The sequence below is a fragment of the Acinetobacter sp. YH12156 genome, assembly GCF_013418235.1.
Taxonomy (GTDB): domain Bacteria; phylum Pseudomonadota; class Gammaproteobacteria; order Pseudomonadales; family Moraxellaceae; genus Acinetobacter; species Acinetobacter pseudolwoffii.
The window spans coordinates 36,474-52,698 of the sequence record NZ_VPCL01000013.1; the positions used below are offsets into that span (position 1 = coordinate 36,474).

A 16,225-nucleotide genomic window follows, 5' to 3' on the forward strand; every position below is an offset into this window, starting at 1 on the left:
AGAGACTAATTCAATAATTGCTGTTTTAATTTAGCACTAAATGGCTGCGATCCCAGCCAGATATTAAAATATTGTTGTGCTAGCGGATGCTGAAGATTGCCTAACACCTGCTGATTTAGCATCAAGGTCAGGGTCTGAGTCTCGGCTTGATAGCTTAAGCGATAGAGATCACCCGGTTTTACCGGCTTATAAAGCTGGGTGATTCTATCTAATACTATTAAATGTTTAGACTCTCGCTCATTGCGCTTCAGAAAATGGGTCGCTGCACGCTTGAAAGCCCATTCCGGAATATTTTGTGTATAAGAAAAATCAATCTGCATATTCTGGCCTTGCCAGGGTTTTGTACAGTTCTGAGCATAATAACGGGCGACGCCAACCTGTTTCTGAGCTACCAGAAGTGGACCACGACCACACTGATTCATATTCTGGGCATGTGCCCATGAACTGAAACTGCAGAGCATCAGTAGTCCCGTATTTAATACTACTTTTTGAATGGCAGTACCCATGAATAGGCTCCTCCAACATAAGGTAAAGAACGATACAGGCCATTGGCCGGATCCCAGAAATCCTGCTGGAAAATAATTTTTTTGTCTCCGTTGACTTTGATTTCACTGATACCAAAAGAATCCATAGTTCGAGTCGTGCCAAACATTTTAAAGTCATAGGCCATATGCCAGTGCACGTAGGCAGAGTCTTGGTAATAGGAGGTATTTAATAGTTTGACATTCACGTTACTGACACGCTTGTTCATCCCTTGAAAATGTTGGAGTAGATTTTGACGTGATGAAAATTGCGATAGGGTATCGTTAATAAACAGCTGATCGGCATAGAGTGATCCGGCTCGTTCAATAAATGCAGGTGTACCTAAAGTATTAAAAGCTGAAGTAAAGCGAATGCCGATGTCTTGGGCTTTAGCCTGATCCAGCGCAGTTCCCTGAATTTGGTTTCTGGATTTTGCATAATCACCTGAATAGCTGGGAATACTTTTACATCCTGCTAAAACTAGTAGCGGTAAGGACAAGGTAGCTAGCAGTATTTTTTTGATATGTTTCATATTGGCTATCCGTATTAGGTCTATGCTGATACTTTAGGCCGAAAGTCGTGAACAGAATGTGAAGAGGATGAAAGATTCTTCAAGGAAATTTCTCAAAAAAAGCACTTATTGACTGATTAATAGATTAAGGAGAGTTTGAACATGAACATCAAGGCGATAAGGTTGAGTGGTATTAAAGTAGTCTGAGCTAACTTTTCATAATTTAAGAAGTACGAAAAAATGAGATGTATGTGGATTGTCTTCAATGAGTGGGGAAGTTCATGAAAATCATTAACAGAGATCTTTTTAGGAAATAAATATGATTATAATGATCCAATTTATTCATCAAAATAAAAAAAATATTTAAATTATACTAAATATATAACCACTCTTATTTAAATATTCAAAAACTGAATATTATTTCATCTTCCTTTTAATTATCATAAATATTAATAAATTCATTTCTATTATACATAAAAACAATAAATAAATTTCATCTTGATCAAGTGTATGGTACATGTCCGTACTTTTGATCATTTTATATACTTGGCCTATGTTACTACATCAAAAAAAGCTTGTTACCACATCAAAACCTGTATTTTTAAATTCTGTTACCACATCAAAATCTGTATTTTCATGATCTGTTACCACATCAAAACCTGTATTTTTATAGGCTGTTACCACATCAAAACCTGTATTTTTATTTTATTTAGACTTTTTATATATAATTTATTATTTTATAATTAAATAGATTGCTTAATTTTTATTCAAAATAAATTTGAATTTTAATATATATGTATAAGAAATAATTTATTTATAAATTTAATTATTAATCATAAATACAATCTTCTTATTTGAATAAAAAATTAATCTTATGATAATTATTAAGTTCCAAAATAATTATTAAAAATAAAGAACTTCATATGAGTTAATGTTGAATCATATATATGTAAATAAATTATGATCTAAAAGTTAAATTTTCTAAGGTAAAAATTTGCGAAATTTATGTATGAATCATGGAACTGAATGTCTATTCTTGGATAATTCTGGAAAAATTATGTAGAATTTGTACATTAATAAAGATGATAGATGTTTTTTCAAGAATAATTTTTGGACAAATTATGTGAATTTTTTGTATTAATAAGGGTAGTGAGTGTCTATTTAAGAATAACTTGTGGAAAATTATGCATAACGTCTGTATTAACAAGGCTAATTGATGTTTACTGAAGGGTAATTTCGGGAAAATTATGTTGTTTTAGTGCCTAAAGTATGCATTGGTACTTGGATATAAGTATTTTTTAATCACAGTTACTTTGTGAAAAGAGGTCAATGGAAGGGAGGCAATTTGTTGGTTATGTTGCTGACACTAATGTTCATGAAACAAGCAATCGATTTAAGGTTTTTTATGATATAAGTATCACAAATCAACACTTAGGATTGACCTATTGAGACAGGTTCTATCAGCGCTCCATTTGAACTTGCGCAGCTTAATATTATTGCTAACGATCTTAAGCGTGACCTGTCTGTTTGTCTTTTCTTTATTCTTTGTTAACTATACGGTCAAAGAGCGCCTGATCGACAATTCTTTGGCCCTGAATGCCGAATATTCTTCCAGAATTGCTGCACACACTAATTATCAGTTTGAAGAAATCCTAAAAAATTTAAGATTTAGCGCCAATCTGTTGGGAAAAAACTTTTCTAATGAAAATTTAACAAGAAACGAAATATTACGTCTCAAAAGTCAGTCAGGCAATTTCAACAGTGTTTTTTTAGCTGACCGGGAAGGACGGATCATTTCATTTTCCCCAAAAACCTTGAAAATTGATTCTAGAAAAATTCATAGAACCCACGGTATTACCGAGTCGATTAAACGTAAGCAAACTTATATTTCTTCACCGTACTGGTCTTCAACCAATAGATTGATCGTCATTGTTTCTGAGCCGGTTTTTGATGATCAAGGAAAATATTTAGGTTTTATTGCGGGAACGATTTACCTGCAAAGCAAGAATCTGGTAAGTGAAATGCTGGCATCCAAATATGGCTACAAGAAAAATTATACTTACGTCGTGGATGATCAAAGACAGATCATTTTTCATGCCGATACTCGGCAAATCGGACAGAAAGTCCAGACCGGTGATGGATTGACCACGATGCTTCATCAACAGGCTGGTGCTTTCCGTCTGATGAACAGTAAAGGCATAGATAGCCTGGTCGGTTTCTCGCATATTCCCAGCGTGAGCTGGATTGTGGTATCACAGCAGCCGATTAATGAGTTATTTGCTCAAGCCAACAGTATTATTATCAAGGTATCAATCGGGATTAGCCTATTCTATTTATTCATTTTCTTTGTGGTCTGGCGTTTATCGGGCTTGATTGCACTGCCTTTAAACCATTTGGCGAAAATGGCCAGTATGCTCAGTCGGCAGGATGTTCAGGATAAAATCAACGAAATTAAACCTTCGTATTTTGAAGTCAATCAATTCAAAAATTCTCTGATGCTGAGCTGTCAAAATTTCAATGAAAAAATTGATGAGTTGAATCAATCAGTGAATACTGATCCCCTAACTGGTTTATACAATCGCCGTGGAATGAACCTGTTTATCGAAGAGTTTGTGCGTATGCGTACCGATTTTGCTGTGCTGGCGGCAGATATCGACTTCTTTAAAAAGGTGAACGATACCTATGGGCATGACAAAGGCGATATTGTCTTACAAAGGCTAGCGAACGTGATGCAATATCATTTCCGAGACAATGATGTCTGCTGCCGTTCGGGAGGAGAGGAGTTTATTATTTTAATGGCTGCTTCAGATCCTATAAAAGTTTTTCAGGCAGCGGAGCGGTTACGAAAAGCGGTTGAGCTCACTGAAATGGGAGAAATTGGTATAGTGACCATTTCCATTGGGATTGCTTACTGGCCAAATAGTTCTAACGATGTAGAGGAAGTATTGCGCATGGCAGATCAAAAACTGTATCAGGCCAAGCGTGAAGGACGCAACTGTACGCGTTGATTTTTAGACCTTTACTGATGAAAATTGCATAGAGAGATCTAGCGTATTTTTTTAGTAGTAAAGGATTTTATGAATATATTTACGGAATATTTACCTTGGCTCAATGTTATAATAAACATGTGAATTTTCAACAAATAAAAAACCTTGAATAACCTTATTGTATAAGGCTATTTGTGAATTTCATTGGGGAATTTTATGCCAAAATCATCTCGTGACTTATTTTCACCAGATGTATTCGACCTCAAGTCGTTTATTTCTCCTTATATGATGCTGATTCCACCGACGATTTTTGCCTTGCTGATCTGGTGGACCAATCAAAGTTTTGGTTTCCTATTTACCCATACCGTGGCAGAACTGATTTCAATCATTATCGCGCTCACAGCGCTGATTGTGACCGTGGTGTCACGGCATTTTACTAAAAATTATTTTGTGGTTTTCATTGCCATCGCGCTTGGCTGGTGTGGATTTATTGACCTGTTCCACACCCTGCTATATAAAGGCATGCAAATTCTTCCGGTGGACAGTGCCAATCAGGCCACTCAATTATGGATTGGTGCCCGGTTATTGCAGGCCTTTGCCATGCTCGCTGCGCCCTTTATGCTGACACGGGCGATCAAGCCTCTTGCATTGAACCTGTTTTTTGGTCTGTTCAGTGTGGGGATTGTCAGCGCTGTGATGTTGGGTTTCTTTCCAACCGCCTTTGTTGATGAGCAAGGCCTGACCCCTTTTAAAATTTACAGTGAATATCTGATTATTGCGGTTCTGGCGTTAGCACTGGTGCTGGTCTGGCAGCGCCGCGAATATTTATCGCCTCAACTGACGTTTGGGGTCAGCCTGTCCATGCTGACCATGATGGCTTCTGAATTTGCCTTTACCCAATATGTGTCCGTATATGCCGATGCCAATCTGCTGGGGCATATTCTGAAAGTCTATTCGTACTGGTTCATTTATATGGCATTGGTCGAGTCGACCATTAAAGAGCCTTTTAGCATGTTGTCCAAGGCTGCCAGCACTTATGACACCATTCCTGATCCAACCTATATTGTCACTTCTAGCCAAATGATTCAGCAGGTCAACTTGGCGGCAGCCCAGCTGCACGGCATTCCAGCGACACAATTGAGCGGACGCTCTGTGCATGAACTGGTGCATGATCCTCGGGTAAAGGCCGAAGATTGCCCGGTGTGCTCCCGATTGCAGCAGGCTCCGCAAGAGTTTTTAGTCCAGTTGACCTTGCCGGATCACAAAACGGTTGAGTGTCATGTGGCACCTTTTGCAGAACGCCTGGGTAAAAAAACCGTCTGGGTCATGGTGGTACACGATATTACCGATCGCCAGTTTTTGCTGCAGGATCTGCAGGAACGTGTAAAAGAAGTGCGATGTCTGAATCAGATCAATCAACTCTGCAATAATACCCATACCGGCATGAGCGAGCTGTTGCACAAAGTGATGCAGACAATCCCTTCCGGCTTATCTTCTCCGGAGCGGGTTAAGCTGCAGATTGATAGTGACTGGGGTGTTTTTGGTACAGCCCCTCCGGCTCAGATGCCTTTTTTGCAATCAGTCTTTGCCAATGAGACTCAGCAATTCGGCACCTTAAGCATCTGGTATGATCCGGCAGCGGATGCCCCGACTTTTCTAGATGAAGAGCAGAGTTTAATCGATCATATCACCGGTCAGATTACCGATGTATATACCCGGATACAGTCACAAAGGCGTGTAGCACGGTTGACTTATCTCTATCAGCTGCTCATTGAAACCAACCGGGTGATTGCGCATAGCCAGAATCGGCAAGATTTGCTAACCGAGTTGCAGCAGGTGCTGTTGAATCTGGGTAGTTTTGCTAAAATTTTAATTGCAATCAAAGCAGAGGATCGAGCTGACAGTCCATTGATGATTCAGTTCCATCATAATATTAGCGCAAATATTATGCCCACTTTACGCACTCTCTTACAGCAAGATGAAAATACTCCATTGCATCAGGTGAAAAATACCAGTCCAGAGGTAGATGTCTATGCCTATTCCTTGATCAATGACGCGGACGAGAATGTTTCACCAGAATACCAGGCATGGAGACAGTACTTAAAACAGGAAAAGATAAGTCAGGCAGCATTAATCCCGTTGTTGCTTGATGGACATTTCTGGGGGCTAGTGGGGGTGTATACTACAAGGCAAGTAGAATTTGATGAGGAGCAAATTCTACTGTTGCAAAATCTTTCTAGGGACATTTCTTCTGCGTTGGAGCGTTTTTCAGCGGAGCAACAGCGTAAAACTGCCGAGACCTATTCTCAGCAGATGGAACAACGTTTCCAACAGGTATTTTTGCAGTCTCCCGTGCCAATGCATATTATTTCCGTACAGGATGAACGAATTCTTGCGGTTAATTTGGCCTATGAAAAATGGCTGGGATATAGTCTGGAAGATTTTCAAAATCGGGAAGCCTGGCTGGAAAAAGTGGCGCCTAATCCAGAGCAAAGACAGTTTATGCAGCAGAACTGGGAAGAGGCATTGCAACTGGCAAAAAACGGTAAACAGGTGCAATTTCCTGAAATTACTCTGTTAGCTAAAGATGGTAGTCAGCGTATTGCTCAGCGAACACTGGCGATTGTCGGCAATGATGTGATTCTGGCTTGGAATGATCTGACCACCATCCGCAAAACTGAACAGGCATTACGAGACAGTGAACAGCTTTTCCGGGGTATGGTGGAACAAACCGTGGTCGGGATGTATGTGCTGCGCGACAATCACTATCTGTATGTCAACCCGAGTTATGCCAATATGCTGGGCAGGTCTGCTGCAGCACTCATTGGACATAATATTCTGGAATTTAGCACCATGGCCGCAGACACACCGGCACTGATTAACCAAGAGCAGGATCAGGCTGCAGAATATTCGAGCCTATCCTGTGTGGTTCCGTTCCGACATCAAAATGGCCAGATCCGGGAATTTGCCCTGCATAGCCGTCGCATCACTTGGGATGATGGCTTGCCAGCCTCGATTGTGATGGCACAGGACATTACCGAGCAAAAGCAGGCACAGGACCAGATTGCCCGACAGCTTGAGCAGTTGGAAGCTACCATGTATGGTACGTTACAAGCCGTATCGATCATGGTGGAATTACGCGACCCTTATACAGCGGGACATGAACGCCGTGTCGGGCTGATTGCCAGTGCGATTGCCAAGGAAATGGGCTGGAATGAAAAACGCTGTCTGCAGATGGAAGAGATTGGATTGGTACATGACATTGGTAAAATTTCAATTCCTTCCGAAATTCTGACCAAACCTACTCGTCTGACCTATCTGGAAATGGAAATGATGAAAGGTCATGCGCAGGCTGGTTATGAAATTCTCAAGGATGTTCCTTTCAATATTCCAATTGCTGAAATCATTGGTCAGCATCACGAACGCATGGATGGGACAGGTTATCCTAAAGGATTAAAAGGTGATGAGATTCATCCTGAGGCGCGTATTCTGACGGTGGCCGATGTGATCGAGTCAATGGCTACGCATCGCCCATACCGTCCTGCTTTAGGCATAGAGGTTGCGCTTGCAGAAATCTTAAAAGGACGTGGAACGATTTATGATGTAGAAGTATGTGATGCAGCAGTACGTTTAATTAGGGAAAAGGGATACGTCTTGCCAAGTTAAGCAGTCTTGATCATCAGGTGAATAGCAGCCAAAAAGCTATTCACTTATTTTTTAGTTAAGTAGTATTCCGGATAAATTTGATATTGTTTAATGCTTTAAATTGAAGCGCTAACATGCTTATGTTATCTATAACTGAATAGAAAGTTCGTATTTGGAGCATTATCGATGTCATACCAGAATATTTTAGTACCAGTTGATGGTTCAAAAGTTTCATTCTCCGCGGTAAAACATGCGGTCGAAATTGCTCAGGTATTCGATAGCAGATTGACCTTCATCAGTCTGGTTTCTGAAGATCCATTTACAGATGCAGATTTCTATTATTATTATGTCTCTGCTCCAATGAAAGAACACTTTATTCAAGCTTATGCGAATGCAGAAGAGGTATTAAAACAAGCAAGTGAAATTGCATATGCAGCGGGCGTTCAAGTTGAAACTAAAGTCCTAAAAAGTGTAGTGTTTGAAGAAAGTATTGTGAAAACTGCCAAACAGATACAGGCTGATCTCATTGTGATGGGATCGCATGGTCGCAGAGGTTTTAAAAAATGGAGACTCGGAAGTGTGGCCACAGCTGTACTTCGCTCAACCGAATTACCAGTGATGATCATGAAATATTAGGGTGTGTTGACATTTTAGCTTAACAAATAGCGAAGTAGTAAAATCAAATCTTCAAACCTAATTTCACTATTCGATATGCCTCGTACCATGCTGAAAGATCAACACTGGCAAAATTTAAAAGTTATTCTGCGTAATTTATCCATTCATCATAATTCAAATTTACTTAATTTTATTGAAGCTATTCTCATAGTTTTAATTATAAATAGTAAATATCAACGGTGCCTAGTAAATTCAAAAATTTTTAATAGTCAATTTTAGGACTAATTTTTCTTTAAAATCATTAGCAAAATGCTAGAGTATGAAGATTGCTATTGGACGGTAGAGGATAAAACCATGGCTGTTATTCTTCAGGTAGACTTTCCGACGCCAGGCCCATTTGGAGAAGAGATGAGTCGCGCCTATCAAACACTTGCAGAAAGTATTAATCAGGAAGCTGGCATGATCTGGAAAATATGGACAGAAAATAGCGATGCTCAGGAAGCAGGGGGAATTTACCTGTTTGATAGTCAAGATAATGCAGAAAAGTATTTAAAAATGCATACTGCACGCCTGAAAAATTTTGGAATAAAAGATATTCGGGGGAAAATTTTCCAAATTAATTTACCACTGTCTGCTATTAATCAATCCCACTTCATTGTGCAACTTTGACTTTGGTCGGTCTGGAAGCAAGATACTATCTCATCCCACTTCCTACCTAAATTAATCTCTGTTGCATTTCGTCTGAGAATCCAAGCAATAAAAAACCCTGACATCCTGCCAGGGTTTTTTACAGTGCGATCTTTGGTAGCTGCTATTCTACCCTCACTATCCTAGTGTTAGAACTTATCGTTGTTGTTTTCTGTTCCGGAACTTCCTGTTCCTGCATGATTTCATCATAAGTAAAAAAGCACAGATCCCCTAGCCGCAAAATCCCTAAATGTCTGTGCGCCAGGGCGTACAAAAAAGGCTAAAAGTTGTCCCGCTTTTATCTACAGCAATTGGGGATAACTTTTCCCCTAGAGATCTGATGGAATCAGGAAAAATTCTAAAACTGTCCTAGATAAATAGATGAGCTAATTAACCAACACATTCGGCTCATTAGTTGAGTTGAATGTATGCTATATTCAACTCATCTTAGATTTTTAGAGAAAGATGGCTTTGTTGCACAAAGCTATTCTTGAGGGCTTCTTTAGCAATATAATTTCCAGATGAAGAAGCCTGCACCTAAAACTTACCGTACAACCAATTGGTCCTCGTATAACCAAGCTTTAATCAAGCGAGGAAATATTTCAATCTGGTTTGATCCTAAGACCCAATGGTATGCACAACCACAAGGCAAGCACGGACGAAATCAAACTTATTCCGATACAGCGATTCAATGCTGTTTAATGATCAAATCTCTATTCCGTCTTTCTTTACGTATGGTCACTGGCTTTGCTCAAAGCCTGATTAAACTCTGTGGCTGAGCAGCCCCGAATATCAGTGATATTCGTACTCCACCCTCTGTAGACGACAAAAGCATATTGATATTGCGATAAGCTATCAGAAAAGTCGTGATGGGTTACACCTACTCGTCGACTCTACGGGTTTAAAATTTTTAGGTGAAGGTGAATGGAAGCGTAAGAAACATCAGCCTGAATACCGTCGGCAATGGCGTAAACTGCATATTGGTATAGATGCTGAAACACTGCAAATACGTGCCGTTCAGCTTACGACAAATAATGTCAGTGATTCACAAGTACTAGGTGATTTACTGGATCAAATCCCACCAAATGAGCGAATAGATTCTGTCTATACCGATGGGGCGTACGACACGAAGTGCTGCAGGCACTGTTGCAAATAACGACTAATGGTAAGCTGAAGGGCACTGTTGCAAATAACCACGAATGGTAAGCTGAAGACTGTTCTAGCTAAAGGTGCAGTATATGAATCCTTTCCATGGTCGGCATTTTCAGGGCGAAATCATTCTTTGGGCTGTGCGCTGGTATTGTAAATATGGCATTAGCTATCGTGAACTGCAGGAAATGCTGGCCGAACGTGGTGTGAATGTTGATCACACGACGATTTATCGTTGGGTTCAACGTTATGCTCCTGAAATAGAAAAACGTTTACGCTGGTATTGGCGTAATCCTACAGATCTGAGCTCGTGGCATATTGATGAAACCTATGTAAAAGTGAATGGACGATGGTCTTATCTGTATCGTGCAGTCGATCAACGTGGCGATACCATTGATTTTTATCTTTCTTCTAGACGTAATACCAAATCAGCATATTGTTTTCTTGGAAAAATTTTAAATAATGTGAAGAAGTGGCAAATTCCACAAGTGATCAACACGGATAAAGCACCCACATATGGACGTGCTTTATCACGGTTAAAACGGGAAGGTAAATGTCCACCAGACCTTGAGCACAGGCAGATTAAGTATAAAAATAACGTGATTGAATGTGATCATGGCAAGCTAAAGCGGATCATCAGGGCCACATTAGGATTCAAATCTATGAAGACGGCTTATGCCACAATTAAAGGTATTGAAGTCATGCGTGCACTACGTAAAGGCCAAGCTTCGTCATTTTATTATGGTCAGCCTCAGGGTGAAGTCTATCTGGTGAATAGAGTTTTCGGTCTCTAAGCACTTTTTAAAGGGAACATCATCGACTCAAATTTCTATTTGCAACAGTGCCCAGAATACCGGCCCGCTCAGCCATCTTGCTCTGCCAAGTTTAGTGGCTTTCGCTTCTGGCCTCTTAGGACGATCGGTACAAAGTCAGATGGTGGTACTGGGTGATATGAGCTTGGGTGGTTCAGTGACACCGGTGGAAAGTATTGCCGAATGTCTGCAAGTTGCTTTTGATGCGGGTGCCAAGAAGGTTGCTTTACCAATGAGTAGTGCGGCAGATATCCCAACGATTCCTGTGGAACTGTTTACCAAGTTCCAGACCAGCTTTTATGCAGATCCGGTGGATGCGGTGTTTAAAGGGTTAGGGGTGGATTAATTTCATATCTGTCTAAATAGATAACAGTTAGGAGATTATTTATTCTTTCAATAGACAAAAACTTGCGGAATTTCTCTTAATTTGTAATCCTTGCGGCCAAGGGTGTCTAGCGTAGCTAAGACAGGTATTCGTTATAGTCGGGCCGCTATAATACGGATGACGAGTGCCTGTATGTTTAACCTAAATATCTTTAACAAGATCTCTAGCGAAGTATTGACCATCAAAAATGATCTTGAGCTGAATTCTGAGAATCAACTGATAACTAAATATAAGAGTTCTACTTCTGAAGACTATAAAAAAGCAATTATTTTGATCTTTAAAGAACGTGGCTATACCAGGTTAGAAATAGGTCAGTTACTTGAAAGATAACTCTAAAGACTTCCTAAAAATAACATAATACACGTTATACAAAATGCGTTATAATTATCTATATAAATCAATGCTGTAATTCCTAGTTGATAGCCCGAGTTTCCATGACCGGGCTTTTTTTATGATTTTTCACGTTCCACGCTTATTCTTTAATCAAAGTTTCACGACTTTGATTAGTACACCTAAACAAGTCTCTTAGCCATTCGGCAAGAAAAACCGGCTTAATCAAGATGATGATACAAATGCATCAAATCGTGGATTTTCTCAGTGATATTAGACGCAAGATTTTAATCGGATCCTGCTGTTGAAAATTACCGGAGATGATGAAAAGGCTAGAGCCAAATTAATTACACAAATGGATAAGTATTTAACAGACGAACGTGATCGAAAATTGTTTAATTTACCCCTTCAATGAAAATTAATTCACCTGAAATAACGTATCAGTAGGACCGTAATATGAGACTTTTGGTTGCTTTAATTTTTCCCTGGCTGCTGTTTTTTACGATAGGTCGTCCATTTGCAGGAATGATGTGCTTATTTCTTCAGATTACGATTCTAGGGTGGATTCCGGCCGCAATCTGGGCTGTATATGCTTTGTCGCAGTATAAGACAGATAAAAAGATCAGGAAAGCATTGCTCTACTAATTTCTGTGAAGAGGAAAATTAACTATTTTTTTCTTTTTAGACCTGAGACGTTCTCCAAATTGACCGCACTTTTAAGTGTGGTTTTTTATTTTTACCTAGCCTAAAGATATCATTTAGAAAAGAACTCATTTTTTATGAATTATCCAAAGTCCGTGAAAGATAATCTGACAGACAAAGAAACCTCGATCCTGCGTCAATTAGTGAAGGAGTAATTTCATGGATAACAACTTATTTGATGACCTAGTTGCTTCGATTAAAGAAGCTGGTGCCATCAAACGCAATGAGATGAAAGAAAGCCGAGTGACTGAGCTTGAATTACCAGATATTAAAGAAGTACGTGAGAAAACAGGCTTAACCCAAGCTGAATTTGCTGCACGTTTGCATATCAGTGCCAGAACTCTACAAAACTGGGAACAAGGCCGTCGCTATCCGACTGGTCCTGCAGCGACTTTAATTCGCATTCTGGATGCTCATCCAACTCTGATTTAAATATTTAAGATAATAAAAAACCCCAGCATCCTGCCGGGGGTTTTTATTGGAACATTAGGTCTCTGTGCTTTTGCCTGTCTTATATAGCGCCATCCTGGTACTTATTTTTAATTATATGGAACTTCCTGTTCCTAACCATTCAATCATATGAAAATTCCACTATTCCGAATAGCCGCAAAGGGCCGGAATTTATGTAAGCTAAAGCGTACAAAATAGCCTAAATTTTATCCACAAAAAATGTGGATAATTTTGGACATTGGGGCATTGATAAAATTTGAAAAATCTCAAAATTGATTACTTTTTAAACAAAATTATTGGCAAGAACTATCAAAACCGCTCATAAAAAAGCCGACTTGTTTCCAAGTCAGCTTTTCGACATCGTCGAGCATTATCACTATAACACAAGTATTTGATTTTTATGTGTTTAAAATATGCTGAATTTCGTATATGAGATTTTATGTTAAATAGCCCTCAACAGAGGGCTATTTTTAATACTAAAAATTACATGCTTTTAAGACATAAGGATTCATATGCTGCACCTTTAGCTAAAACAGTCTTCAGCTTACCATTCGTGGTTATTTGCAATAGTGCCAAATAGATTCATTTTCGATACTCTTACTTCAAAGCCAAAATTTTTCGGGCACCATTAAGTACGAATAAAGAAACCAGTATGCCAATGATTAAGTCTGGATAAGCTGATCCCGTCCACGCCACGAGTACACCGGCAAATATAACGCCCATATTTACGACAACGTCATTCGCCGAGAAAATCCAACTGGCTTTCATATGTGCGCCATCTTCTCGATGACCAGAAATAAGATATAAGCATGTCACGTTAGCTATAAGTGCGAGCAGGCCAATAACAATCATGAGCGTTGATTCTGGCTCGCTTCCAAACATGAATCGTCTAATGACATCAACAATCACGATAACAGCAAGTAATAACTGAATCCAACCTGCGAAATGGGCTGCTTTTATTTGATATTTCGCAGCTTTTCCGACGGCATATAGCGCAATACCATAAACGGCTGCATCGGCAAACATATCTAGAGAATCAGCAATCAATCCTGTAGACGCAGCAATAATACCGCTGATGAATTCTATAAAGAAAAGTAGAGCATTAATACCTAATAACAGTTTAAGTACTTTAGCTTGTCTCACAGGATCAGGTTCATTAGGTATATCGCCTGAAGAAAGCTGTGTTTCATCAAGTTTCGCCCCAAAACCCAGTCCTTCGAGTTTAGCCGTAATTTGCTGAATCCCTTCATTATGGAAGACTTTCAGTTTTCGATTGGGAAGATCAAAAGTAAGACCTTTAACTGCTTCAATATCTGCAAGAGCCATACGGACCATTTGCTCTTCAGCAGAGCAATCCATTTTAGGAATGGTGTAGGTACTTGTTTGCTTAGCCTGTTGATTGCTTATATAAGTTTCAGTCTTCACAAGCTTTGCACCAAAACCCAAAGCTTCAAGTTTGGTGGTTATATTTTCATCTTTTTGATTATGTAGAACCTTTAAAGAACGGTTAGGTAAATCAAAGATGAGTTTTTGAACACCATCAATTGAAGATAGCGCCATACGAACCATCTGTTCTTCCGCAGAACAATCCATTTTGGGAACTAAGTATTCACTCATGTAGTGCGAATCTTTTAAAACGTCTTCAGTGCTTAAATTTTCTTTGGGATCAGAACCATAACAGGATTGAGCGGTATCTTCACAACTGTTTGAAGTGTTACAGCAAGGAGATGAAGATTTTTTTTCTTCCTCTTCACCACAACAGCTAAGCGTATTATCACAATTCTTTGAATTGTTTGCTTCTGCAATTGATGGATGATTTTCTTGTTGAGATTTCTTATCTTCGCATGGTGTTTCTTTACTACATCCACAACCACTCATAATTATACCCATTAAAAAAATTATAAACTTTGAATATTAGAATCCCTATAGTTACTATAGAGTCAAGAATCTTTGGAAATACTAACTCAATGCATTTAAAAATTGGTGAACTCTCTAAAAAAACCTCATGTTCAGTATTAACAATTAGGTTTTATGAAAAGGAAGGTTTAATTCCGGAACCGGAAAGAACGGAAGGAAATTACCGCCTTTACGATGTAGGCTATGTTGAGCGAATTAAATTTATTTTGAATTGCCGAACTTTAAATATGAGTTTGAATGAAATTCGTCAATTACTTACCTATAAAGACAAACCTGAGAAAAATTGTTCAGATGTGAATGAATTAATTGACTTACATGTCAGTGCTATCAGAGAAAATATAATCAAGCAACAAAAGCTTATTGAACAACTATCTGATTTAAGAGGTACTTGTGATGGTTTATGTACAATTGACCAATGTGGAGTTTTAAAAAATCTAGCTTGATTATCTAGACCTATGCTTTTTTCAAAAAATCGGCACTGTTGCAAATAACCACGAATGGTAAGCTGAAGACTGTTTTAGCTAAAGGTGCAGCATATGAATCCTTTCCATGGTCGGCATTTTCAGGGCGAAATCATTCTTTGGGCTGTGCGCTGGTATTGTAAATATGGCATTAGCTATCGTGAACTGCAGGAAATGCTGGCCGAACGGGGTGTGAATGTTGATCACACGAATATTTACCGTTGGGTTCAACGTTATACGAATCTAAAAATGGGAGCCTATAGCTCCCATTTTTATTGTTAAACGTTGAATCCTATATGTTTTCCTGTTGGAAGCTCTACATCAATACGGAGCTTCCCACCCATTGCCTCAACATACTTTTTCATGGTTGAAATCTTAAGATCATTGCCACGATTTTCTATTGCTGAAAGCGATGGCTGTTTTATTCCCAAAGTTTCAGCAAGCTCTTTTTGAGAAATTTCGAGTTCTTCACGAATAAGATGAAGCTGATTTTCTAGCAGTAATTCATCAGCCATTTTTTGAATACGGGCTTGGCTCTCTGGAGAGCGGCTAGCTAACAATTCTTGCAGAGTCTTAGCCATTAGATTTATCTCCTAGGGTAGTGAGATGAAGTTGGTATTGTTCATCTGCAATATCCAGCATGTCTTTATAAAAACGCTTTTTACCGCCTTTATCAGCAATACATAGAACAATAGCCTGTCGTAAGGGATCAAATGCGAAGAAAGCTCTTAAGGGTCTACCGCGATGTTGAACACGCAGTTCTTTCATATTGGTAAATTTAGACTCATACACAGTATCTACTAAAGGACGGCCTAAACTCGGTCCCTGCTGCTGTAGAACAACCAGGGCAGCTAGGACCTTCTCTTGTGTAGGTTCATCTTGCTGTTCAAGCCACTGATTAAATAGATCTGTCGTAATGACTGTCCACATACCACAACCAAAATATAGATTATAGTCTATATTTTAGGGGCATTATGTTTGTTTTGCAAATGAGAAAGGATAGGCAATAAAAAACCCCAGCATCCTGCCGGGGTTTTTTATTGTTGCTGATT

The 16,225-nt window shown here is 39.1% G+C and carries 14 protein-coding genes and 4 pseudogenes; 13 read left to right on the forward strand and 5 right to left on the reverse strand.

Annotated features, from left to right (window positions below; all coding sequences use genetic code 11):
- Positions 1–5: 5 nt before the first annotated feature.
- Together FTU87_RS11730 and FTU87_RS11735 are read right to left on the reverse strand one after the other, a co-directional pair.
- Positions 6–506, reverse strand: coding sequence for a chalcone isomerase family protein (locus tag FTU87_RS11730; RefSeq protein ID WP_071852189.1), 501 nt, complete (start codon positions 504–506; stop codon positions 6–8).
- Entirely contained in the window at positions 482–1,054 is a 573-nt protein-coding gene (locus FTU87_RS11735) for a nuclear transport factor 2 family protein (RefSeq protein WP_071852190.1), read from the reverse strand. The genes FTU87_RS11730 and FTU87_RS11735 overlap by 25 nt, the downstream gene beginning before the upstream one ends.
- Positions 1,055–2,547: 1,493 nt before the next feature.
- On the opposite strand from FTU87_RS11735, the gene FTU87_RS11740 reads away from it, so the two are divergent.
- The 11 genes and pseudogenes from FTU87_RS11740 (at position 2,548) to nadS (ending at position 12,777) form a co-directional block, all read left to right on the forward strand.
- Positions 2,548–4,041: a sensor domain-containing diguanylate cyclase gene (locus FTU87_RS11740; protein ID WP_286380590.1), complete on the forward strand. Its 1,494-nt coding sequence runs from the start codon at positions 2,548–2,550 to the stop codon at positions 4,039–4,041.
- A gap of 195 nt (positions 4,042–4,236) precedes the next feature.
- Positions 4,237–7,686, forward strand: coding sequence for an MASE3 domain-containing protein (locus tag FTU87_RS11745; protein ID WP_180097442.1), 3,450 nt, complete (start codon positions 4,237–4,239; stop codon positions 7,684–7,686).
- A gap of 165 nt (positions 7,687–7,851) precedes the next feature.
- Entirely contained in the window at positions 7,852–8,301 is a 450-nt protein-coding gene (locus FTU87_RS11750; RefSeq protein WP_180000747.1) for a universal stress protein, read from the forward strand.
- A gap of 75 nt (positions 8,302–8,376) precedes the next feature.
- A pseudogene (locus tag FTU87_RS11755) lies at positions 8,377–8,487 on the forward strand (IS5/IS1182 family transposase); the annotation flags it as partial.
- Between the two features lie 102 nt (positions 8,488–8,589).
- Positions 8,590–8,949, forward strand: coding sequence for a monooxygenase (locus FTU87_RS11760; protein WP_306669805.1), 360 nt, complete (start codon positions 8,590–8,592; stop codon positions 8,947–8,949).
- A 539-nt stretch (positions 8,950–9,488) separates the two neighbouring features.
- Positions 9,489–10,108 (forward strand): annotated as a pseudogene (locus FTU87_RS11765) (IS5 family transposase); the annotation flags it as partial.
- A gap of 97 nt (positions 10,109–10,205) precedes the next feature.
- Positions 10,206–10,910 (forward strand): IS6-like element IS1006 family transposase, encoded by a 705-nt coding sequence (locus tag FTU87_RS11770; RefSeq protein ID WP_166138368.1) that lies wholly within the window; start codon positions 10,206–10,208, stop codon positions 10,908–10,910.
- Positions 10,911–10,962: 52 nt separating this feature from the next.
- Positions 10,963–11,274: pseudogene (locus tag FTU87_RS11775) on the forward strand (S16 family serine protease); the annotation flags it as partial.
- 171 nt (positions 11,275–11,445) lie between these two features.
- The gene (locus FTU87_RS15185; protein ID WP_257220488.1) at positions 11,446–11,643 is read left to right on the forward strand and encodes a hypothetical protein; all 198 of its coding nucleotides are present in this window, start codon (positions 11,446–11,448) and stop codon (positions 11,641–11,643) included.
- Between the two features lie 456 nt (positions 11,644–12,099).
- Positions 12,100–12,288, forward strand: coding sequence for a YqaE/Pmp3 family membrane protein (locus FTU87_RS11780; protein WP_180075626.1), 189 nt, complete (start codon positions 12,100–12,102; stop codon positions 12,286–12,288).
- A gap of 216 nt (positions 12,289–12,504) precedes the next feature.
- Positions 12,505–12,777: a NadS family protein gene (nadS, locus tag FTU87_RS11785; RefSeq protein ID WP_180075627.1), complete on the forward strand. Its 273-nt coding sequence runs from the start codon at positions 12,505–12,507 to the stop codon at positions 12,775–12,777.
- Positions 12,778–13,392: 615 nt separating this feature from the next.
- On the opposite strand, the gene FTU87_RS11790 is transcribed toward nadS, so the two are convergent.
- The gene (locus FTU87_RS11790) at positions 13,393–14,673 is read right to left on the reverse strand and encodes a cation transporter (RefSeq protein WP_004668302.1); all 1,281 of its coding nucleotides are present in this window, start codon (positions 14,671–14,673) and stop codon (positions 13,393–13,395) included.
- 89 nt (positions 14,674–14,762) lie between these two features.
- Between FTU87_RS11790 and cadR the strand changes: the two genes are divergently transcribed.
- Together cadR and FTU87_RS11800 are read left to right on the forward strand one after the other, a co-directional pair.
- A complete protein-coding gene (gene cadR, locus FTU87_RS11795; RefSeq protein WP_000550240.1) occupies positions 14,763–15,155 on the forward strand; it encodes a Cd(II)/Pb(II)-responsive transcriptional regulator in 393 nt (130 codons plus the stop codon).
- Positions 15,156–15,248: 93 nt separating this feature from the next.
- Positions 15,249–15,410 (forward strand): annotated as a pseudogene (locus tag FTU87_RS11800) (IS6 family transposase); the annotation flags it as partial.
- A 41-nt stretch (positions 15,411–15,451) separates the two neighbouring features.
- On the opposite strand, the gene FTU87_RS11805 reads toward FTU87_RS11800, so the two are convergent.
- Entirely contained in the window at positions 15,452–15,754 is a 303-nt protein-coding gene (locus tag FTU87_RS11805) for a helix-turn-helix domain-containing protein (protein WP_001140620.1), read from the reverse strand.
- A complete protein-coding gene (locus FTU87_RS11810; RefSeq protein WP_004668307.1) occupies positions 15,747–16,103 on the reverse strand; it encodes a type II toxin-antitoxin system RelE/ParE family toxin in 357 nt (118 codons plus the stop codon). The genes FTU87_RS11805 and FTU87_RS11810 overlap by 8 nt, the downstream gene beginning before the upstream one ends.
- Positions 16,104–16,225 lie beyond the last annotated feature (122 nt).

Bases quoted from the DNA above. Each gene is read 5' to 3' on its own strand.
- FTU87_RS11730 (WP_071852189.1), bottom strand. From the start codon at position 506: ATGGGTACTGCCATTCAAAAAGTAGTATTAAATACGGGACTACTGATG.
- FTU87_RS11750 (WP_180000747.1), top strand. From the start codon at position 7,852: ATGTCATACCAGAATATTTTAGTACCAGTTGATGGTTCAAAAGTTTCA.
- FTU87_RS11735 (WP_071852190.1), bottom strand. From the start codon at position 1,054: ATGAAACATATCAAAAAAATACTGCTAGCTACCTTGTCCTTACCGCTA.
- cadR (WP_000550240.1), top strand. From the start codon at position 14,763: ATGCATTTAAAAATTGGTGAACTCTCTAAAAAAACCTCATGTTCAGTA.
- FTU87_RS11810 (WP_004668307.1), bottom strand. From the start codon at position 16,103: ATGTGGACAGTCATTACGACAGATCTATTTAATCAGTGGCTTGAACAG.
- nadS (WP_180075627.1), top strand. From the start codon at position 12,505: ATGGATAACAACTTATTTGATGACCTAGTTGCTTCGATTAAAGAAGCT.
- FTU87_RS15185 (WP_257220488.1), top strand. From the start codon at position 11,446: ATGTTTAACCTAAATATCTTTAACAAGATCTCTAGCGAAGTATTGACC.
- FTU87_RS11805 (WP_001140620.1), bottom strand. From the start codon at position 15,754: ATGGCTAAGACTCTGCAAGAATTGTTAGCTAGCCGCTCTCCAGAGAGC.
- FTU87_RS11760 (WP_306669805.1), top strand. From the start codon at position 8,590: ATGCTAGAGTATGAAGATTGCTATTGGACGGTAGAGGATAAAACCATG.
- FTU87_RS11790 (WP_004668302.1), bottom strand. From the start codon at position 14,673: ATGAGTGGTTGTGGATGTAGTAAAGAAACACCATGCGAAGATAAGAAA.
- FTU87_RS11745 (WP_180097442.1), top strand. From the start codon at position 4,237: ATGCCAAAATCATCTCGTGACTTATTTTCACCAGATGTATTCGACCTC.
- FTU87_RS11770 (WP_166138368.1), top strand. From the start codon at position 10,206: ATGAATCCTTTCCATGGTCGGCATTTTCAGGGCGAAATCATTCTTTGG.
- FTU87_RS11780 (WP_180075626.1), top strand. From the start codon at position 12,100: ATGAGACTTTTGGTTGCTTTAATTTTTCCCTGGCTGCTGTTTTTTACG.